Annotated in this window: 20 protein-coding genes; 8 read left to right on the top strand and 12 right to left on the bottom strand. The window is 57.2% G+C overall.

The window, feature by feature from the left end:
* Positions 1-197 precede the first annotated feature (197 nt).
* The 4 genes from MK208_RS21100 to MK208_RS15225 form a co-directional block, all read right to left on the bottom strand.
* Positions 198-281 (bottom strand): hypothetical protein, encoded by an 84-nt coding sequence (locus MK208_RS21100; protein ID WP_366011171.1) that lies wholly within the window; start codon positions 279-281, stop codon positions 198-200.
* A 141-nt stretch (positions 282-422) separates the two neighbouring features.
* Complete coding sequence (locus MK208_RS15235) at positions 423-1,532, bottom strand: hypothetical protein (protein WP_294118096.1); 1,110 nt, start codon at positions 1,530-1,532, stop codon at positions 423-425.
* Between the two features lie 40 nt (positions 1,533-1,572).
* Entirely contained in the window at positions 1,573-2,244 is a 672-nt protein-coding gene (locus MK208_RS15230) for an ABC transporter ATP-binding protein (RefSeq protein ID WP_294118093.1), read from the bottom strand.
* A gap of 14 nt (positions 2,245-2,258) precedes the next feature.
* The gene (locus tag MK208_RS15225) at positions 2,259-3,833 is read right to left on the bottom strand and encodes a sugar transporter (RefSeq protein ID WP_294118091.1); all 1,575 of its coding nucleotides are present in this window, start codon (positions 3,831-3,833) and stop codon (positions 2,259-2,261) included.
* Between the two features lie 172 nt (positions 3,834-4,005).
* Here MK208_RS15225 and MK208_RS15220 point away from each other — a divergent pair, with 172 nt between their 5' ends.
* Entirely contained in the window at positions 4,006-4,743 is a 738-nt protein-coding gene (locus MK208_RS15220; RefSeq protein WP_294118089.1) for an ABC transporter permease, read from the top strand.
* A 12-nt stretch (positions 4,744-4,755) separates the two neighbouring features.
* Here the strand turns inward: MK208_RS15220 and MK208_RS15215 are convergent, their stop codons facing one another.
* Complete coding sequence (locus tag MK208_RS15215; RefSeq protein ID WP_294118087.1) at positions 4,756-5,715, bottom strand: glycosyltransferase; 960 nt, start codon at positions 5,713-5,715, stop codon at positions 4,756-4,758.
* Between the two features lie 161 nt (positions 5,716-5,876).
* Between MK208_RS15215 and rfbC the strand changes: the two genes are divergently transcribed.
* From rfbC to rfbA, 4 genes are read left to right on the top strand one after another with little or no spacing between them, the layout of a single operon-like run.
* Positions 5,877-6,446, top strand: coding sequence for a dTDP-4-dehydrorhamnose 3,5-epimerase (rfbC, locus tag MK208_RS15210; protein WP_294118083.1), 570 nt, complete (start codon positions 5,877-5,879; stop codon positions 6,444-6,446).
* Complete coding sequence (rfbB, locus tag MK208_RS15205; protein WP_294118080.1) at positions 6,443-7,489, top strand: dTDP-glucose 4,6-dehydratase; 1,047 nt, start codon at positions 6,443-6,445, stop codon at positions 7,487-7,489. Before rfbC ends, rfbB begins: the two co-directional genes overlap by 4 nt.
* Before the next feature lie 25 nt (positions 7,490-7,514).
* Entirely contained in the window at positions 7,515-8,378 is an 864-nt protein-coding gene (rfbD, locus tag MK208_RS15200; protein WP_294118078.1) for a dTDP-4-dehydrorhamnose reductase, read from the top strand.
* On the top strand, positions 8,375-9,253 hold the full coding sequence (gene rfbA, locus MK208_RS15195; RefSeq protein WP_294118076.1) for a glucose-1-phosphate thymidylyltransferase RfbA: 879 nt from the start codon (positions 8,375-8,377) through the stop codon (positions 9,251-9,253). The genes rfbD and rfbA overlap by 4 nt, the downstream gene beginning before the upstream one ends.
* 18 nt (positions 9,254-9,271) lie before the next feature.
* Here rfbA and mutS read toward each other — a convergent pair whose 3' ends face one another.
* Complete coding sequence (gene mutS / locus MK208_RS15190) at positions 9,272-11,887, bottom strand: DNA mismatch repair protein MutS (protein ID WP_294118141.1); 2,616 nt, start codon at positions 11,885-11,887, stop codon at positions 9,272-9,274.
* 179 nt (positions 11,888-12,066) lie between these two features.
* On the opposite strand from mutS, the gene MK208_RS15185 reads away from it, so the two are divergent.
* The gene (locus MK208_RS15185) at positions 12,067-12,936 is read left to right on the top strand and encodes a ribokinase (protein WP_294118074.1); all 870 of its coding nucleotides are present in this window, start codon (positions 12,067-12,069) and stop codon (positions 12,934-12,936) included.
* Positions 12,937-13,012: 76 nt separating this feature from the next.
* Here MK208_RS15185 and msrA read toward each other — a convergent pair whose 3' ends face one another.
* The 3 genes from msrA to MK208_RS15170 all read right to left on the bottom strand — a co-directional run bounded on the left by msrA (position 13,013) and on the right by MK208_RS15170 (position 15,289).
* Complete coding sequence (msrA, locus tag MK208_RS15180) at positions 13,013-13,675, bottom strand: peptide-methionine (S)-S-oxide reductase MsrA (RefSeq protein ID WP_294118073.1); 663 nt, start codon at positions 13,673-13,675, stop codon at positions 13,013-13,015.
* 100 nt (positions 13,676-13,775) lie between these two features.
* Complete coding sequence (locus tag MK208_RS15175) at positions 13,776-14,432, bottom strand: sugar transferase (RefSeq protein ID WP_294118072.1); 657 nt, start codon at positions 14,430-14,432, stop codon at positions 13,776-13,778.
* Positions 14,429-15,289, bottom strand: a complete 861-nt coding sequence (locus MK208_RS15170; RefSeq protein ID WP_294118070.1) for an NAD-dependent epimerase/dehydratase family protein — start codon at positions 15,287-15,289, stop codon at positions 14,429-14,431. Before MK208_RS15170 ends, MK208_RS15175 begins: the two co-directional genes overlap by 4 nt.
* A gap of 159 nt (positions 15,290-15,448) precedes the next feature.
* Here MK208_RS15170 and MK208_RS15165 point away from each other — a divergent pair, with 159 nt between their 5' ends.
* Complete coding sequence (locus tag MK208_RS15165; RefSeq protein WP_294118065.1) at positions 15,449-16,360, top strand: D-amino acid aminotransferase; 912 nt, start codon at positions 15,449-15,451, stop codon at positions 16,358-16,360.
* Between the two features lie 65 nt (positions 16,361-16,425).
* Positions 16,426-17,139, top strand: coding sequence for an HAD family hydrolase (locus MK208_RS15160; protein WP_294118064.1), 714 nt, complete (start codon positions 16,426-16,428; stop codon positions 17,137-17,139).
* 34 nt (positions 17,140-17,173) lie between these two features.
* On the opposite strand, the gene MK208_RS15155 is transcribed toward MK208_RS15160, so the two are convergent.
* The 3 genes from MK208_RS15155 to MK208_RS15145 all read right to left on the bottom strand — a co-directional run bounded on the left by MK208_RS15155 (position 17,174) and on the right by MK208_RS15145 (position 20,599).
* Positions 17,174-17,455 (bottom strand): SCP2 sterol-binding domain-containing protein, encoded by a 282-nt coding sequence (locus tag MK208_RS15155; RefSeq protein WP_294118062.1) that lies wholly within the window; start codon positions 17,453-17,455, stop codon positions 17,174-17,176.
* A 63-nt stretch (positions 17,456-17,518) separates the two neighbouring features.
* The gene (locus MK208_RS15150) at positions 17,519-18,919 is read right to left on the bottom strand and encodes an efflux transporter outer membrane subunit (RefSeq protein WP_294118060.1); all 1,401 of its coding nucleotides are present in this window, start codon (positions 18,917-18,919) and stop codon (positions 17,519-17,521) included.
* A 30-nt stretch (positions 18,920-18,949) separates the two neighbouring features.
* The gene (locus MK208_RS15145; RefSeq protein WP_294118058.1) at positions 18,950-20,599 is read right to left on the bottom strand and encodes a mechanosensitive ion channel domain-containing protein; all 1,650 of its coding nucleotides are present in this window, start codon (positions 20,597-20,599) and stop codon (positions 18,950-18,952) included.
* Positions 20,600-20,639 lie beyond the last annotated feature (40 nt).

The raw sequence follows: 20,639 nt of genomic DNA, 5'->3' as shown, positions 1-20,639 counted from the left end.
AAATACGACTTTCGTCTCCGGCCAGCGCTCCTTGAGTGCCAACACAGAGGCGGGCACACCTTCGAGGTTGTTGAAGTGTACAACATCATAGGACCCGGTCTTTTCGATGAAATCCATAAACACAGCCTGAGTGGCCGCATGCTCCACCTGTGCAGTGTCGCCAAAACTGTGGTGGGCTGGCGCCAATACCCCGGAGTTCACAATGTCAAAGTGCTGTGGCTTGCCAGCATTTTTGCCATGCCGCAAGGCTTCCCATCGCGGCTGTTTGGCGGGCAAATCATAAGACAATCCAGCGGACAGAAAGCTCACATCCACGTCGACTCGACCTTGCAACGCTGCCATGACATTGCGCTGATAAATCGAAACGCCGCCGCCACGGTTCTCCGCGTCCTGATAGTCGACCCAGTTGTAAAAGAGTATCTTCACTTTTTGCCCGACTTCGAAAGGCCAAGCTTTTCCTCGATGGCGGCGAGACGCGCTTCCGACGCATTGCTGCTTTGCTGAATGCGTTGGCGCAACACAGTGTTTTCGTGAAGAAGTAATTGCACCAAATTTAGCATTTCCATGCGTTCGGTTGTATCGCCGCGCGGCGGATAATTGCCGAGCGCTTTGGCAACAGAGGATGTTTGAGAGTTCGACTTGAGATCTTCTAGACCCTGGCGGGATTGTTCAACAATGTCAGGGAACGTGAGCTGTGCTATGCTGTCCGGCCTTTGCGCCTCCAGCTGATTTACAAGATTTTTTCTGAGCCATTCGCTTCTTTCTTTGGTCAGGCACAGGTTCTGCGTAATGCGCGTCAGTTCCAAATAACGTTCTTCAAGACGCGCGTTGATGCCGTTGTCCGGTAAAATCCAGCGACTCCTATTTTTTCCGTCAAATGGAATATCGAGTATCGATAAGAAGTCGCGAAAAAGTGCTCCATCCTTTCTAAGATCCTCGGTATAGGCGCGCACAACGACGGCCTCTTGCCCAAAAATGGCCATCCATGGACGTAGCGCCAGACCAAAGTCATAGTGGATGGGTTCCATCACATTACAGACCGCGTTGTTGAAGTCAGGAACAGGCTGTTTGAGTTTGACCAGCTGATTATACCACGATCTCAAATGTGCGTCCGGACGTCGCAAATATGCGATGATCTTGAAGTTAAACTCGCTTTGCACTGGCGATATGATGTCTTTGAGCAGTTGCGCGGCTTTTGGATTGGCCCCCATGCGCATGAACTCTTCTGAACTGATAAGTATCGACGGGCATTTGCTCTGACGCACATAATCGAAAAAGCTGTGCCAACGTTCTTTCGCAGGAGTTTGGTCGCGGAAGCCATACATCAGCTTGGTCATACCCGCTTCACGGTAAATGGAAAAAGCCATCTGAGAATGCTTGGCAAAGTGGGCAAACTGATCTGGGTAATCGACCCCTTTGTTCCAAAGTTTGCCGAGGTTTTGCAAAGTATCTCGGTTGCTATCCAAAAAGACCTGCAGCGCTGTGGTGCCGGTTTTGTAATGCCCGATGTGGAGGTAGATCGTTTTGCGCATGAATATTTAGCTTAACAAGGTTTGAGTTTGAAAAGAGATATCAATGATTTGCTTTGTGTCGTGAAATAAGCTCCAAATGTGCTTCCACTGCATCGTTGACGTCATCAAAATACTGGAGTTGCCCGTCCGAAAGGACAATGCCTGAATCGCAAAAACTGCGCACCTGACCCATTTCGTGGCTGACCAAAATTGCGCTGGAAGACTTCATACGATCTTGAAAAAGCTCCCGACTTTTTTCTCGAAAAACGGCATCTCCTACTGCGGTGACCTCGTCGACCAAATAGGTGTCAAAGTGGATGCCCATCGATGCGCCAAAAGCCAATCGCGCTTTCATGCCAGATGAATAACTGCGAACCGGCATGTAAAAGTGGTTTCCCAGCTCAGCAAAGTCGCGCACAAACGCACACAATTCGTCGCTGTCCACACCATAAACCCGTGCGATGAACCGTATGTTTTGCACCCCTGTCAGGTTTGCGTGAAACGACCCGGCAAACCCAACCGGCCAAGAAATTGATCCATCGCTCACGATCTGCCCCGAGTCCGGACGCAATGTTCCAGCGATGATTTGCAACAGAGTGGATTTGCCAGCGCCGTTTCTTCCGAGAAGTGCAAGCGAGCGACCGCTGGGCAACTCCATACTGAGATTATTGATCACAACTTTCTTGTGACCTCGCACCCGAAAGCTTTTGACCAAATTTTCAATCCGCACCACGTGTCTGTCTCGCCTTAGCCGCGATCTCGAATGGAATAATACACTAGTGTCACAATGGACCATGCCAAAAAGAGGCAGGCCGCCACCAGCGCCGCCAAGGTAAAGCGTTTGGGATACTCACTCGATTCTGCGAGTGTCGGTGGCACAAAAGTGGCTAGATACCGGCTTTGGCGTTGCGCTTTTGCACGGGCCACTTCAACTGCAGCCAAGGTAGCGCGATAGGTTTCTTCCGCAAACTCCCGATCAACAATCAGTCCTTCGTATTCCGCGATCAAATCTGGGTAGTCCTCCTGTCCTACACCCGTCTCTATCGACTCGGTCGCAAAAGCTTCACGTTCGAGCGTGATGCGGTCTTTGATTGCGTTGATACGCCGTGTCGTTTGCGACAATCGCGGGTCCGTGGCAGACGCCGTATCTTTGAGCAGATCGAACTCAATAAGCGTTTGAGCCAGTTGCTGTTGCAAGTTGTTCATCACGCCCATCCGACCTTGGATGTCTGACGTTGGGTCGACAATGCGTGTGCGCGTTCGAAAGGCGGTCAGGGCTTCCCGCGCCTCTTTGAGGCGGGTTACAGATGTCTCCAAATCCTCGCGCGCATATCGCATGGCGTCGTCACGAGCTGTTTCGTTGAGCGCGTTGATCATAGATTGGCTGTGGTTGACGATGCTTGTTGTGATGGCATGCGCTGTGTTTGGATCAAACGCTTGCACGCGGACATCAATCAGTCCGGATGAGCTGTCCAAAGACACTTTAACAATACGTGTCCAAAAACTCTCCAGGTCTTCAATCGTCGCATCCGGCCACAAAGCGAAGACGGGATCTTCCTCCCAATATTGGCTATAGTGCGCACGCAAACCAACGCTGTCCTCCACCAGACGCACCATGCGTTGGCTTAAAATAAACTGGTACAGAATTTCGCCATCACCGCTTGAGTTGCCGCCCGCCAATTGGGCCAAGCCCCCCAAAATTTCTTGCGCTCCAGCGCTTTCTTCTTGACGAACGGTGAATCCAGTTACCGACCCATATTGGTCTTTTGCCACCCACCACAGATACCCAACGGTCGCGAAGATTGGTAACACAACCATGAGTACAAAAGATGCGACTATCACCCAGTGGCGTGTGCTCATTTTCGCCGCTCTGGCGGGTGGCTTTGCTTTCACTTTTGGCTGATCTTGCGGTTTTTTTTGAGCAGGAGCAGGAGCAGGAGCAGGAGCAGGAAGTTGTGTCTTTGGCGTTTCTGGTTTGGCGTTTCCCTCTGTCTCTGGTGGGTTTTGTGGTCTCTTATTGGCGTCGTGTTTTCCGCTTGGCGGCCCACCGGGCGTTTTGTTGGCGTTTTGTGGTCCACCAGCGTTTTTTTGCGTGGCTTTCTGTGGCTGCTTTTTTACCCCAGGCGCCGCTTTCGCAGGCCCGTTCCCGGTGGGTGGGTTGGCGACAACTTTTAAGCTCTCAGGTGCTCCGGCTGCCGCGCCGGCTTTGGCAGGACTCTTGGTCGCATTTGGCTTTGGCTGTTTCGGTGTGGTGTTGCCATTCTTAGAAACAGAATCCTGCGTAGCTTTAGGTGCACCTTGCTCCTGGGATGCATCTGACATTATGTGCCTTTACAAAGCATAATTGAAATTTGGTCCGTTTTTAGCATACTTCTCTCCAGAAACGCTAGCATTGGAAATCCTATTCATGTCCACCACTGGCAGTTCTTCGCTTCCACCACCGCAGAGACCAAGAAGCACCCGTGCGCCCAGATTTGCCACGTTACGGTCTATTATGGCATTGATGCTTCGCGAAATGGGCTCGCGTTATGGCCGCTCCCCAGGCGGATATCTGTGGGCGTTTCTGGAGCCTTTGGGTGGCATTCTGATACTTACAATTGGGTTTTCTCTGGTGATGCGCACGCCGCCGCTAGGAACCAGCTTTTTGTTGTTTTACGCAACAGGCATGCTGCCATTCACGCTGTATATGTCTCTGTCAAACAATATTATGCAGTCTTTTAGGTTCTCGCGATCCTTATTGATGTACCCGGCGGTGACATGGGTGGACGCTGTGCTCGCACGGTTCATTCTCAACACGCTGACAGGATTGATCGTTATGATTTGTCTATTGGTTGGCGTCGTTGTTGTGTCTGACACACGGGTCATTTTGGACTTTTCGGCCATGTTTACCGCTGTGTGGATGACTTGCCTGCTTGGGCTGGGCATCGGCGTATTGAATTGTGTGTTCCTTGGCATGTTTCCGGTTTGGGCACAGGTATGGAGTATCATCACCCGGCCATTGTTTATTTTGTCTGGGATTTTTTTTCTGATCGACGGTTTCCCAAAGAATGTTCAAAAGCTGATGTGGCTCAACCCTTTGGCCCATCCAATCGCAGAAATGCGGTCCGGCTTTTATCCAAGCTATCGCGCCGAAAATGTTGATGTTGTCTACGTTGGGCTATTCGGGTTGATAACGCTTTTCTTGGGTGTGGTGCTTTTGGTGCGTTATCATCGGGATATCCTCAACAATTGAGGGCTCGCCAGGTTATTCTGCCTGTTCCCACTTCAAAACTGATCCATGATCCACTGACGTACGCTTCAAAAGCCCGTCCCACATTGCGTGGCGCAGCAACCTAAGAAACACGCGTCGCTCGCCTTTGTGATGTCGGGTTTTTAAAAGCCACTTGGGAAACACAACAAACAGCAACGGCACAAAAAATAGGCCAGATGCCTCTCTATACAGCATCAGTAAATTGCGATGGTAGTAGTAGACTTTCCAAAGCGGCCGAAACCGGCGGTCGTCGTCTCCAAAAGTGGAGCAGTCATGCTCAAACCGCAGGTCAGGCATAAAACCAATGCGCCCACCCGATTTGCTGAGCGTCAGCGTATAAAGCCCGTCTTCGCCATAGACAAACAAGCGCCCGTCGGGGAAGCCAATTTGGGCGATTGCCTCACGTGACACAAACAGCCCTACAAAAGAGGACACATCAATCTGCTTGGGCGCGCCCTGGTAATCCTCCGGCGTGATGTGAAACCCGTCACGCCCGCCGCGCCCAAGCAAGGTGCGCAGAAACACTTTGCCGTGCCAAAACGGGTTCCGGGACGGGCGGTTCATGTCACATATCGCCCCATCCGGGTAGTAGACCGCCGCTGCAAGGGCATCCCATTGGCTGACGTCCATACCCTGAAACCGCTCGAAAGTGCCTGCTGTCGGGCGCCCATCGTCGTCCATCATCACAATCCAGTCGGGATCGTAGGTTTTAGTGACCAAACGCATGCCATGCTCAAACCCGCCAGCGCCCCCAAGATTGTCGGACATATGTTCCACAATCAGCCGCGGATCACGCTGCGCCGCAAGCCAGTCTCCGGTGCCATCGGTAGAGGCGTTGTTGACCACGAGCACTTTTTCCAGCGCATCAACTGGCACGTCCAACAGGCGGGCCACGGTCTCTTGCAGTTTTCCCAGGCGGTTGTAGGTGACGACAACAGCAATCAGTCGCTTCATGGATGGGGCTTCCCGCGCTCAAAAAACTTGGTCTCTTATGGGGCAACACATCCCAATTTCACTGCCGACTGTCAAATCCCGCGGTGCTGCGCACGTGACAAGCTGACAAGGGATTGATAGCACTCGCTTATTGTTTGCAGAAGTCCTTGAGGTCGCGGGTCATGAAGGTTGAAATCACAAAATTAGACGGTGTGTTGCGGCTCACCCCGGATCGGTTTGGCGACAGTCGTGGCTTTTTTAGCGAAAGCTGGAACAAGCGCCGCATGGCCGACGCGGGCATTGATCTGGACTTTGTTCAGGACAACCATTCGCTCTCTTCCAAAGTCGGCACGGTGCGCGGCTTGCACTATCAAACCCCGCCCCATGCGCAGGCCAAACTTGTCCGTTGTGGACAGGGCGCCCTTCTTGATGTGGCGGTGGACATCCGCGCCGGGTCGCCAACCTTTGGCCACTGGGTCAGCGCCGAACTCACCGCCGAAAACGGTTGCCAACTTTTGGTGCCGGTGGGATTTGCTCATGGGTTTGTGACGCTGCAACCGGACACAGAAATCATCTACAAATGCACCGACTACTATGCCCCCGATTGTGACCGCGCCATCGCACATGATGATCCTGCGCTGGGCATTGAGTGGGGGGTAGATCCCGCACAGCGCACGCTCAGCGACAAAGACACAGCCGCGCCAAATTTGGCTGATTTAGAGACTGTTTTCACATGGGAAGGTGCCGCATGAGGATCCTTGTAACCGGCGGCGCAGGCTTCATTGGATCCGCCGTCGTGCGGCTCGCCATCGCCCGCGATCATCAAGTGGTCAATCTGGATGCACTGACCTATGCGGCCTGCCTCGACAATGTCGCCTCTGTTGCTGACAGTCCGAACTATGCCTTTGAGCATGCCGACATTCGCGACGGCACAGCCTTGGCCAAAATCTTTAACAGGCATCAACCTGATGCCGTCATGCATTTGGCTGCCGAAAGCCATGTGGACCGCTCGATTGACGGCCCCGGCGCCTTCATCGACACGAATGTGACCGGCACCTACACCTTGCTTGAAGCGGCGCGCACCTATTGGGAAGCGAAGGGCAAGCCAGCACAGTTCCGCTTCCATCACATCTCCACCGATGAGGTTTACGGCACCCTGAAGGACGAGGGCCAGTTCACCGAGGAGACGCCCTATGCGCCCAACTCGCCCTACGCCGCCTCCAAAGCCAGCAGCGACCATTTGGTGCGCGCCTGGGGCGAGACCTATCAACTGCCTTTCGTGATTACCAACTGCTCCAACAATTACGGGCCGTTCCATTTCCCGGAAAAACTGATCCCGGTCGTCATCCTGAATGCCCTCGCGGGCAAGGACATCCCCGTCTACGGGCAGGGACTGAACGTACGGGATTGGCTTTATGTCGAAGATCACGCCGACGCGTTGATCACTGTTCTGGAGCAAAGCGAAAACGGCCGCACCTACAACATCGGCGGCGAAAATGAGGCGCGCAACATCGATCTGGTGGAAAGCATCTGCGCCATTCTGGATCGCCTGCGCCCCGCAGATCGACCCTATGCCAGCCAAATTACCTTTGTGCAGGACCGTCCCGGCCATGATTATCGCTATGCCATCGATCCCTCGCGTCTGCGCGAAGAGCTGGGTTGGCGTCCCTCGGTGACCTTGCAGCAGGGCTTGGAGAAAACCGTGCAATGGTATCTCGACAACCCCGATTGGTGGCAAGCCTTGCAAGCGCGAGAAGGCGTTGGGACACGTTTGGGGACGTCCAAAGGGACCTGAGCACACAATCCGGCGGAGAGTAACGATGAAAATTCTTGTGTTTGGCAAAACCGGTCAAGTTGCGCGCGAGCTGCAAGCCTTGGCGGGCGCAGATCTCCAAATCGAGGCGCTCAGCCGCACAGAGGCGGATCTTCTGGACCCGGCGGCCTGTGCTGCTCGCATTGCGCAAACCGATGCAGACGCCGTGATCAACGCCGCCGCCTATACTGCTGTCGATCAGGCCGAAACAGAGACTGATACAGCCCAAATCATCAACGCCGATGCGCTGGGCGCGATGGCCAAAGCTGCCGCAGAGCGTGGTCTGCCTTTCCTGCATATCTCCACCGACTACGTGTTTGATGGCGAGGGGCAGGGCGCCCGCGCGCCTGATGATCCCACTGCGCCAATCAACACCTATGGACGCACCAAATTGGCGGGTGAAGACAATGTGCGCGCCGCCGGTGGACCTCATGTGATCCTGCGCACCAGCTGGGTGTTCTCCGCCCATGGCGCCAACTTCGTGAAAACTATGTTGCGCCTCAGTGAAACCCGCGACGCGTTGACCATCGTGGCAGATCAGCACGGCGGCCCGACTCCCGCCGCCGACATCGCCGCGACATTGGTCGCCATGGCGCGCGGCCTGATGGACGGCAAAACCGGCGGCACTTACCACTACAGCGGCGCGCCATCCACCACCTGGGCCGACTTCGCCCGCGAGATCTTCCACATCGCCAACCGCCCGGTCACAGTGACCGACATTCCCAGCACAGACTTCCCCACCCCGGCAAAACGCCCGCTCAATTCCCGACTGGATTGCGCCACGCTTCTGTCGGATTTTGCCATTACACCTCCCGATTGGAAGGCGGGCCTGACCCGCGTGATTGCACAACTGGAGCAGGGCACCTCATGACCACGCGCAAAGGCATCATTCTGGCCGGTGGCACCGGCTCCCGGCTGTATCCGATCACCATCGGCATCTCCAAACAGCTGCTGCCGATCTATGACAAGCCGATGATTTACTACCCTTTGTCGGTGCTGATGCTGGCTGGCATCCGCGAGATCGCCATCATCACCACGCCGCAGGATCAGGCCCAGTTTCAACGCACGCTGGGCGACGGCAGCCAGTGGGGCCTCAGCCTCACCTACATCGAGCAGCCAAGCCCCGACGGCCTGGCTCAGGCCTACCTCTTGGCCGAAGACTTCCTGAACGGCGCGCCAAGCGCCATGGTGCTGGGTGACAACATCTTCTTCGGCCACGGCCTGCCGGAACAACTTGCGGCTGCCGATGCGCGCCCCACGGGCGGTACCGTGTTTGGCTATCGCGTGGCCGATCCGGAGCGCTACGGCGTGGTCGATTTTGATGCCTCCGGTGCGGCGCGCCACATCATCGAGAAACCCGCCAAACCGCCGTCGCCTTACGCGGTCACCGGCCTCTATTTCCTAGATGGCACCGCGCCAGATCGCGCCCGCACCGTGACGCCTTCGGAACGGGGTGAGCTGGAAATCACCACCTTGCTGGAAACCTATCTGACCGAAGGCGCGCTTCAGGTCGAACTCATGGGCCGCGGCTATGCCTGGCTTGACACCGGCACCCACGCCAGCCTTTTGGATGCGGGCAATTTTGTGCGTACCTTATCGGATCGTCAGGGCCAACAGGTTGGCAGCCCCGAAGAGATCGCCTGGAGCAAAGGCTGGATCAGCGACGCAGAGCTTGCCGCCCGCGCAGAGGTGCTTGGAAAGTCCGGCTATGGCGCCTATCTCGCCGCGCTTCTGGCGGAAAAATAGGCACTAATTCGTCTGAACTCAGCTCTCCGCCAAGTCCTTCAATTCATAAATCAGGTTCAACGCCTCCCGCGGGCTGAGCGTATCTGGCGACACATCGGCCAGTTTCTCCTGCAACGGCGACGGCCCACTGGGCGCAGCTGCCACGGGTGGAGGCGCCACAGCAAACAGCGGCAGATCATCAATCAACGCTTTCTGCGCCTTGCCTTCCCGCTCACCTTTTTCCAGGGCATCCAGAACCACCCGCGCCCGATCCACCACCGCCGCAGGCAAGCCTGCCAGCTGCGCCACTTGCACGCCATAGCTGCGATCCGCCGCCCCCTGCGTGACCTCATGCAGGAAGATCACTTCACCTTCCCACTCCCGCACCGCCACGGTCGCATTGTCCACGCCGGCCATCTTCCCAGCCAACTGCGTCATTTCATGATAATGCGTGGCAAACAGCGCCCGCGACTTGTTCACATCATGCAGATGTTCCAGCGTTGCCCATGCAATCGACAACCCGTCATAGGTCGCTGTCCCACGACCAATTTCATCCAGAATCACCAGCGCCCGGTCGTCGGCTTGATTGAGGATCGCGGCGGTTTCCACCATCTCCACCATAAAGGTCGAGCGTCCTCGGGCGAGGTCATCACTCGCGCCAACACGGCTGAACAGCTGGCTCACCAGCCCTATCCGCGCGCTGTCGGCGGGCACGAAGCTGCCCATCTGCGCCAACAGCGCGATCAGAGCATTCTGCCGCAGAAAGGTCGATTTACCGGCCATGTTCGGACCGGTCAGCAGCCAGATGCTCGCCGCATCGCCTCCGGACAGGTCACAGTCATTGGCCACAAACGGATCACCAGACTTGCGCAACGCCGCTTCAACCACCGGATGCCGCCCGCCTTCAATGGCAAAATCACGGCTCTCATTCACCTCTGGACGGGTCCAGTTGTCATTGGCCGCCAGTTCCGCCAGTGCCGCTGCCAGGTCAAACTCCGCCAACGCTTTGGACGCCGCCGCCACTTGCCCAGCCCGATCCAAAATCGCGCCTTTTAAGCTGTCATAGAGCCGCTTTTCGATCTCCAACGCCCGGTTCCCGGCGTTGAGAATCTTGGTCTCCATCTCGCTCAGTTCCACGGTGGTGAAACGCACCTGATTGGCCGTGGTCTGGCGGTGAATGAAGGTCTCTGACAAAGGCGACGACATCATCGCATCCGCATGTTTCGCGGTGGTCTCGATGAAATAGCCCAGCACATTGTTGTGCTTGATCTTCAACGCCGCAATGCCGGTCTGTTCGGAATACTGCGCCTGCATACCCGCAATCACGCCACGGCCCTCGTCGCGCAACTCACGGCTTTCATCCAGCTCTGGATCAAACCCGGGCGCAATAAATCCCCCGTCGCGCGCCAGTAACGGCGGCTCCGCGATCAGCGCATCTTCCAATAGGTCGAGCAGTTCCTCATGCCCTTCCAGCGCCGCACGCGCCGTACTCAAATCTTCCGGCAATTCTCCGTCATACCCGCGCGCCGCCAGTTCCCCGGCCTGTCCAAGCCCATTGCGCACCGCCGCCAAATCCCGCGGCCCACCACGGTCCAGCGACAGCCGCGACAAAGCCCGGTCCAGATCCGGCACCTTGCGCAACGCCTCACGCAAATCAGACGCCTCACTGCGATGCTCCGCCATGTAAGACACAGAATCCAGCCGCCCGCGAATGCTCGAAAGCCGCAGAGACGGCGAGGACAACCGCTGCTCCAACAACCGCGCCCCGCTGGCCGTGACCGTCCGGTCAATTGTCGCCAAAAGCGACCCAGCCCGACCACCAGACAGGCTCGCCGTCAGCTCCAAGTTTCGCCGTGTCGCTGCATCAATTTGCATCACACCCTGGGTCGCCTCGCGCACCGGTGGCTGCAACAGCGGCAGTTTGCCTTTCTGGGTCAGCTCCAGATAATCCACGATGGCCCCAAGCGCCCCGGCTTCCGGCCGTGTGAAGGTCCCAAAGGCCTCCAGAGAGGAGGCTTTGAATAGCGCAGACACCCGCTTTTCCGCTGAAACAGAGTCAAAACTGCCTCGAGAAACAGATGTCAACGGCACGCCCATGTCTTCTACCACAGGCCCCAGATCCGCCTCAGTGCCCTCCGCCACCAAAAGCTCGCTTGGCGCCAGCCGTGCCAATTCCGGTCCCAACCGTACCGGCGACAACGGCATCACATGCAGCGCGCCGGTGGAAATATCTGCCCAGGCCAGCGCCGCCTCATCGCGTACCACGGCATAGGCGCCCAAAAAATTGTGCCGCCGCGCATCCAGCAAGCTGTCTTCGGTCAATGTGCCCGGCGTCACCAGCCGCACCACATCGCGTTTCACCACCGCCTTATAGCCGCGCTTCTTTGCCTCTGCCGGGCTCTCCAGTTGCTCGCAGACCGCGACGCGAAAGCCCTTGCGAATGAGCGTCAGGAAATAGCCCTCGGCCGCATGATGCGGCACGCCACACATGGGAATGTCGTTGCCGTCATGTTTGCCGCGTTTGGTCAGGGCAATATCCAACGCCTCTGCCGCCGCCACCGCGTCGTCAAAAAACATCTCGTAGAAATCGCCCATTCGGTAGAACAACAACGCATCCGGATACTGCGCTTTGATCTCCAGATATTGCGCCATCATCGGCGTGACGCCCGGCTTGCCGCCTTTCACTGCTCAGAACCCCCCAAGGTTTGGTTCCCCCCAGATAGCAAACCCCATCCCCTATCGAAAAGCGCAAAACGCGCGTAGGACTGGATTGGTAATAGACAAAGCATCAAAAAATTGATCACCTGATCAAAAATCAAAACAAAGCGGACCCCATGGCGATCTACAACCTCGGCAGCATCAACGCGGATTACTTCTATCACGTGCCGCACCTCCCCGGCCCCGGCGAAACGTTGGCGGCCACGGATATGACTCGCGGGTTAGGAGGCAAAGGCGCCAACATGAGCGTGGCCGCCGCGCGGGCCGGGGCACATACCGCCCATATCGGTGCCGTTGGCGGCGACGGCAAATGGGCCATTGATCGCATGACCGAGTTTGGCGTCGACACCCGCCACATTGCCACACTGACAGACACCCCCATGGGCCAAGCCCTGATCTATGTGGATGACGCCGGTGAAAACAGCATTGTGCTGCTCAATGGCGCCAACTTCCAAATCCCCGATCAAACCATCGCCAGCGCGCTGGCGGAGGCCTCCCCCGGCGACACGCTTCTGATGCAAAATGAGACCCTAAGTCAGCTGGGAACAGCCAAAATGGCTCGTAGCCTCGATCTCTACATCGCCTATGCCGCCGCGCCGTTTGATGCGTCAGCCGTCACCGCTGTGTTGCCCTATCTCGACTTCCTGATCCTCAACGAGGTCGAAGCCGCGCAGCTGGAAGAGGCCACCGGCAAAACACCAGAAGCGCTGGGCGTTACCGATGTGATCATCACCCTTGGCGCCAATGGTGCCCGCTGGATTCACAACGGTACTGCGCGCGATTTCCCCGCCATGCCGGTCACCCCCGTGGACACCACCGGGGCAGGGGACACCTTCACCGGCTACGTGCTGGCCGCGCGGGATCGAGGCCTGCCAATGGAGCAATGTATCGCGCTCGCCATGCGCGCCGGCGCCTTGATGGTCACGCGCCAAGGCACCGCCGACGTGATCCCGGACCTCAAAGAAGTCGACGAGGCTCGCTTCTAAGCGTGACCTTGTCTTTCTCATTCCAAAAATATCCTGGGGGAGTCGCCTTTGGCGACGGGGGCAACGCCCCCATCCTTCAGTGTCCTACAAACGGCGCGTCAGAGCCCCAAAGCGCCTTCACCCGCGCATCCCGACCACAGGCCTTGCGATAGCGTTTATACGCCTCACTCTGTTTCTTAGGACCAAAGCGGGTCAGCACAATCTTGGACCCTTTGTAGTAATCCTGATGATAGGCCTCAGCCTTGTAGAATTTTCCCTCGCGCAGGATCGGCGTCACAATGGTCTGACCCAATTGCGCCTGAGCTTTGGCCTTGGCGCTCTCTGCCAGACCCTGTTCCACCTTGTTTGCCACAAAAATCGCCGTGCGATAGCTGTCGCCGCGGTCACAGAATTGCCCACCCGCGTCGGTCGGATCGACGGAGCGGAAGAACAAATCCAGCAATGTTTCCCGTGTCACCGTGTCCGGATCAAAGGTGATCTTCACCGCCTCATAGTGGCCGGACCCGCCTTTGGTCACATCCTTGTAGCTCGGGTTCTTGGTGGATCCGCCGGTGTAGCCGGAGACCACGCCGCGCACGCCAGGTACGCTTTCAAAGTCACTTTCCACACACCAGAAGCAGCCGCCCGCCACCACCAGCGTATCGGTGCCCATCGCATGGGCGCGGTGGCCATGCGCCAACCCTCCCAACAGGATCAAAACGGACAGGGCCACGGTCTTCAGGTTCTGAAATCTGGTCATTGCGACACTCCTTCTTGCCGCCACCCTGCGCGCAAGATTGCTCCCGGCTCAATCCCTTGAAACCGGATGTCACAGCTTGGTGAAGCAAGGTGAAGTCCGGTTACAGCAGCCACTTTGTGCGGCCAGGACGATAGACTGGCGCCACTCTCCGAAACACCGTGGCCACTGTCAGCCGCTGGTCAAATCCCAAGGTGCGCCGTTTGGAATAGAGCAGATCCAGCCGCGCTTTGCGGGGCACACAGCGTCGCTCATAAACCGCCTCTGTCTCTTCCGGCGTTTTACACTCTTCCAACAGGCGTTCTTCGGTCCGATGGTAAATCAAAGTTGCCAAACCGGTCACGCCGGGGCGATCTTTGAGCACCTCCGAATACAGCTCGGGAAACCGTTCCACATAACGGCGCAGCGGCGGACGCGGGCCGACAAAACTGATATCGCCTTTCAGGATGTTGAACAGCTGCGGTAACTCATCCAGCCGATACCGCCGCAAAAATTTGCCGGTTTTGGTGATCCGATGGGTTTTGTCGCCACCGGACACACCGCTGTCCCGATCCACATTTCTCATGGTGCGGAACTTGTAGAGTTTGAACCCCTGCGTCGGTGTTTTCATGCGCTCCGACACATAAAGGATCGGCCGCCCATCGCGGATCAGGATCATCACCGCCACAATCAACATCACTGGCCACAAGATCAGCAGCAGGAACAGCACCCAGCCAAGGTCCATCATCCGCCGCCCAAAGGTGGTGCCGTGCCCGATCATGCCTGTGCCTCTGTCAACCTGCGCCATTCCGCAATCATTTCTTGAGGCGGTACCACAAGCGTTTGCCCCGTCAAGCGCCGAAGCCGCGCCATAGACATCGACACTTCCGCCACCGCCATTTCCGGCGCCGGGCGCCACACAAACGGGCATTGTGCGGCTTCGAGCAACTCATGCATGGCAACTGGATTGGAGGCCGCAACGTTAATTACGTCCGGCATGGCGTTAGCGGACAGCAGGCTCGCCACCGCGTGCCAGATCACGGTAGGTGTGGCGTAGCTGCGGATTGGACTTTGGCCAATGTCAAAAGCATCCAGCGTCACCGGTTGACCACTTTGGATCGCGCGAAACAAGCTGTCCGCCCCAACAACATTTGCCAATCGCAAAACCGCTGATTTTGGTTCAGGTGATTGACCTGAATCGTCCGAAAACAGGCTCTGTTCCATCTCAATCTTGGCCACGCCATAGGCATTCACCGGCGCCAGAGCACCGCCTTCAGTCGCCTCTCTTGCTGGTCCGTAAACCGCGCTGCTGGAACAATGCAGCACCCGCGCTGCACCGCTGTCTTGGGCGATTTCCACCGCTCGATGCGCCAGCGTGATGTTGTCGGCCAAATCCCCTTTGCCCGGCACCACGCCCCAAAGGGCCAGCACCGCATCGGCCTGCGGTGGCGGGTCTTCTGAGTAGACCCAATCGACACCTGCGTCTGCTTTCCGTCCGCCCCAAACAACCTGCCAGCCAGACAGCGACTCAGGCGCGACAGCCAAGCACGCCCGCAGCAATCGCCCAAGCTTTCCGGTGCTGCCCAGCACCAACAGGGTTTTTGAGGAGGAAGACGGCACAGCGCCCAAGTCTGTCACAGAAGTCAAAAGTCAAAAGTCCAAATCAATTGCACCCTCTAAAGTGCCGCCACGACACCTGCTGTCAACCGCGTGAAACGTATCCAATATGTAAAATTCAGCTTGGAAACCCCGCGTGACACAGATAGCGTCCCGTGACTTTGCCATAGGGAGCGCTCCATGACCGATCACGTCACCACCCACCAGGCCGCCGAAGACGCCCGCAACGAAGAGATCAAGATCTGGCTCAACGGTCGTGTTGTGCCCAAGGCGGAGGCAGTGGTGTCTGTCTATGACAGCGGCTTTATGCTCGGGGATGGCGTGTGGGAAGGGCTGAGGCTTTATGACGGCCACTGGGCCTTCCTGGACGAGCATATGGACCGCCTGTTTGAGGCCGCCAAAGCCATCGATCTGGACATCGGCATGGACAAAGCCGGCGTGATTGCAGCCTTGGAGGCCACTCGCGCCGCCAATGAGATGACCACCGATGCCCACGCCCGCCTGATGGTCACGCGCGGCGTGAAAACCCGCCCGTTTCAGCACCCCTCGCTGAGCCAGCAGGGGCCAACGTTCACCATCATCATGGAACATTCCAAACCGTCGATCCCGCGTCCAATCCGGTTGGCGACCGTGCCGCACATTCGCGGCTTGCCGATGACGCAGGACCCCAAGCTGAACTCCCACTCCAAGCTTAACTGCATTCTTGCCTGCATCGCGGCGGAGAAAGCCGGTGCGGATGAGGCGCTGATGCTCGACATCAATGGCTTTGTGAACACCACCAATGCCTGCAACTTCTTTATTGTGCGCAAAGGCGCGGTTTGGACCTCCACCGGCGACTACTGCATGAACGGCATCACCCGCCAAAAGGTGATTGACGTCTGTCGTGCCGACGGCATCCCGGTGTTTGAGCGCAACTATTCTCTGGTCGACACTTATGGCGCAGACGAGGCGTTTCTCACCGGCACCTTTGGCGCACAGACTCCCGTCAGCGAGATTGATGGACGGCCGATCTGCACTGGCGAGATGGGCGAGATGACCAAGCACATTCGCGCGCTCTACAAAGATCTCGTTGCGCAAGACGCCCTGCCGTAAATCCCAAATTCGCACTGTCGCGATACAGCCGCGATACCGACGCAATACCGATAGGAGTTTGCCCCGTGAAAATTGCCATGTGGAGCGGCCCCCGCAACCTTTCAACCGCCATGATGTACGCCTTTGGCAACCGCGCCGATTGCGCCGTGGTGGACGAGCCCTTCTATGCCGCATACCTCGCAATGACCGGTCTCGATCACCCTATGGGGGCGGAGATTTTGGCGTCCCAAGATCAGGACCCCAACAAGGTCGCGTCGGGCCTCATTTCTGCCAATCCGGACGGCAAACCGCACTTCTACCAGAAGCACATGACCCAACACATGATCGACGGTGTGCCCCGCGACTGGATGCAAAAGGTCACCAATGTCTTCCTGCTGCGCCACCCTGCGCGCGTGATTGCGTCTTATGCGGCCAAACGTGAAAACCCATCCCTCACCGACATCGGCTTTCCGCAGCAACTGGAGCTGATGCAGTTGGTTTCAAGTTGGGGCCAAACACCGATTGTGATCGACAGCCACGACATCCGCGACAATCCACAGGAAATGCTCGAAAAACTCTGTGATGCCATTGGTTTAAAGTTTGACGCAGCGATGCTGTCTTGGCCCAAAGGCGGCCACAAAGACGACGGTGCCTGGGCGCCCCATTGGTATGGCGCCGTCTGGGAGTCCACGGGTTTTGCAGGTGCTGAAGGTCCGCTTCCGGAGGTGCCCGACGGTTTGCAGCCGATTCTACAAGCGGCGCTGCCTCTCTATGAGGAGATGAAAGCGCACAAGCTTTAATGAAAAAGGCGGGGATCATCCCCGCCTTGTTTTCTTAGGTCAGCAGCTGGCCCAGCTTCATCGCCGTGCCCATGTCGCCAGACACTTTGAGCTTGCCCAGCATCAACGCGGTGGTGGGTTTCAGGTCACCGGCCAGCAGCTTTACAAGGTTCTCCTCAGAGATCGACACGGTGCAATCGGTTTCGCGGTCTTCCTGCGTGGCCGTGTTGTCTGCCAGAACCACAACCCCGGCATCGCCGCAGTCAAATTTCAATGTGCCGTCAAACGTCCGGTCTTTCAGCCCTTCGGCCATCTGTGCCGCGATTTGTTCTAACATGTGATCTTCCCTAAGTAACCTTGTTGCTCAAGTGGTTGCAGCCAACCAACTTTGACGCAAGGGTTACGTCGGGCCACTTAACGAACCGTTAAAACTCCCGCCAAGCGCGACATTCAAATCAACAAAATCAACTGATCTGTTGCGAATGTCCAAAGCCGCCTGGTTTTGCGTCTCCAGAAACCCGCGCTCCGCGTCCAGCACTTGCAGGAACGACGCCTGCCCCTCGCCATAGGCCTTGCGCGCCAATCGCAGAACCTCGGCCGAGGCCTCCACTGCCTTTTTGGACAGTTCCACCGCGCGGGTGTTTGCTTGCAGCGCAAACAGCGAACTGCGCACTTCCTCCACGGCCAGCACAATTTCCTTTTCCCAAGCTGCCTGCCGTTCTGCCATCAATCCTTTGGCGGTTTCCACTTTGCCACGCCGCACTGGCAGATCGTACCACGGGATGTCCAGTTCAATCCGCAGAAAGGCCGCCAGCGGGTCAAATCCTGAACTGTTCCCGGCCACATTGACGTTCCCTGTCAGCCCGAGGCTTGGGTACAAGTCTGCCTCTGCGACCCCGACCAGAGCCACCGCTTCCGCTAGTTTTTTCTCTGCATAAATCACATCTGGCCGGTTGCGCAGAAGGTCCGCAGGCACACCGGTTGAGACAACGCTGGTTTTGGGGCTGGGTTGCGGTGCGCGCACATCCAGATCGTCCCGTTCTGCCAACTCCGTGCTGCCGACCAAGGCGGTCAACCTGTTGACCATACGTACAAAAAGGATGCGCGCATCGGGCACAGTGGAGCTTGTGCGCAACACCAGCGCATTGGCCTGCGCCACGTCCAACTCCGTGGCACTACCGTCTTCGGCCAGCGATTTTGTGGCCTTCAGCGTCTCCTCGCGGCTGCTCAAAACGCGCTGCAAAATCCGATCCAGTTCTTGGGCATAGCGCATGTCCATATAGGCGGTGACCACCTCGTCCACATAGAGCAACGTCCAGACATCAAGATCGGCATAGCTGGCTTCCAGCCGTGCAAATGCCGCCTCTTTTTCCCGTTGCAACTTTCCAAACAGGTCCAGTTTCCACTTGGCCTCAGCCCGCACAAACCCAGACGTTTCAGCCGCATCCCCGCCGCCGCCACTGCGCCGGACCTCGCCCACGCGTGTGGTGCCGCCAATTGGAAATCCGGCCGAAGCCAGAATGCCTTGCGATTGCTGAATACGCGCCGCAATGCGTTGAATGTCTTTGTTGTTCTCAAGCCCGTAGCCAACGATTTTGTTCAGGAGTGAGTCGTTAAACGAGGTCCACCATTTGGCATCATGCTTGCGTGCCACGCCTGCGGGCTGTTTCTTCAGGAAATTCTTGGCAAGGTCAGTCTCCGGCCGCGCATAGTCTTTTCCGGCAGGGGCAATGGCGCAGCCGGACAGCAACCCCAGCATCATGCTGCGCCGTGTCAGACTGCCTGCAAACTCTCTGCTCATGCTCTACCTGTGACGCCTTATGTGTGCGCCTTATGCTTTTTGTGCTGCGGCCTCCGCTGCCGCTTCATGTGCCAGGGGTTCGTCCCAATCCACCTCGGAAATCTTCAAATCCGGCGTGTCGGTTTCATAGTTGGGCGTCATAATCTGCACCCCGTTTTCGTTAAACACATCGGTGATGTTCTTGTGCAATTCGCTCAGCAACAACGGCAAAGACGACCCGCGCGTGGTGAACGCGTTGATCTGATAGTTGGTCGCAAAATCCAACAGCCCGGTCACGAGAACAAAGGGCTCTGGTGACTTCTTCAGCCCCTTCGTGCGCCGCGCCGCCTCTATCAACATGGCCTCCACCTTTTTGCGCGGCTCTTCGTAGCCGATGCCCACCGTCGTATGCAGCAGCAGCCCCTTGCCGTCGATTTTGCTGGAGTAGTTGATCACCTCAGAGGACAAAAGCGTGGCGTTGGGGATCGAGATCAGCTCATTTTTGACCGACCGTAGATAGGTCTCCATCAGCCGGATTTGCATCACGTCGCCGTAGTGATCTCCCACGCGAATGCGGTCGCCCACGTTCATCGACCGTTTGTAGAGCACAAACAGGCCGGCCAGCACGTTGGAGATCACCGAGTTGGACCCCAAGGACACCATCACCCCCACAAGGATGGTCAGTCCCTGAAACGCCGCGGAGTCCGATCCCGGAATATAGGGGAAACAGATCACCGCCGCCGTCAGCACAATGCCACCACGGATCAGATTGTAGGTTGGCCAAACCCAGTGATCTTCAAAAGATTTTAACTCGATCACGCCCTGCTCAACACTTTGGAAAAACAGATACACGCCCTTAATCATCCACCGGGCAATCGCGGCGATGATCAGGATGGTGATCAGATTGGGCATGTAGCCCACAAATCCCAACAACAGCCCAATGATTGGGTCCGTAACATAGCGGATCAACAACGCCGCAATCGGCCGTGTGTTGGGGAAGGAGTGCAGCACAAACGACAGGTAGTAGTAAAACCCTGTGAAGAGCGTGATGTCGACCAGCAGCCGGATCAGGAATTTGGCAATGTTGGACACCGCCTGACTCTGCACAATATCCCCCGTGGCTTCCTGAATGCCCCTTGTGCGGTGCTCAACGATACCGGCCACCAGCCGGGGCACGCGCCGTCTTAGCCACAACAAAATGCCGCAATAAAAGGCAAACACCGCTGACCACGCCAGCGCCGTCAAGGTGCTTTGGGAAAAGGCCTCATCGGTGCGGTTGGCGCGATAGCGCAGAATGGCTTCTTCGATGGCTTCTGCATGCAGCGAGGCCAACACCGGCAACTCCATCTGCTCGTAATCGGCATCGGCCTGAGTGGTCACACTCACCATCACCCCATCAGCAAAGATCGTCTGGCCCAACTCGCCGCGCTCGATGCCCATGACAACTGTGGTTGCTTCGCTGCGTTCCGCCACCTCGACCACGCGTTTGGCCACCAGCGCGGCGCGCTCTTCGGCAGGCAGGGCGGTAGAGCCGCGCACCGCAAACAGCTGCTCCCCGTCCACTTCCACCGCCTGCACAAAGACTTCGTCGTCCACCGCCGGCGGACCTGTGTCCTCCACCTCTTCTTCTTGCGCCCAAGCCACGCCAAAGCTCAGCAGCAAAGCTGCAAAAATGCGCAAAAATTGCGTGAGTATCCCCATCCCAACTGCCTCCCCGGCGCAGTCCGTGCCTGTTGAAAAC

This window comes from Shimia sp., from assembly GCF_022448905.1.
In the GTDB taxonomy this organism is placed as follows: domain Bacteria; phylum Pseudomonadota; class Alphaproteobacteria; order Rhodobacterales; family Rhodobacteraceae; genus Shimia.
The sequence above is the reverse complement of the archived record's forward strand: the minus strand, read 5'-3'. Positions and strand labels throughout refer to the sequence as shown.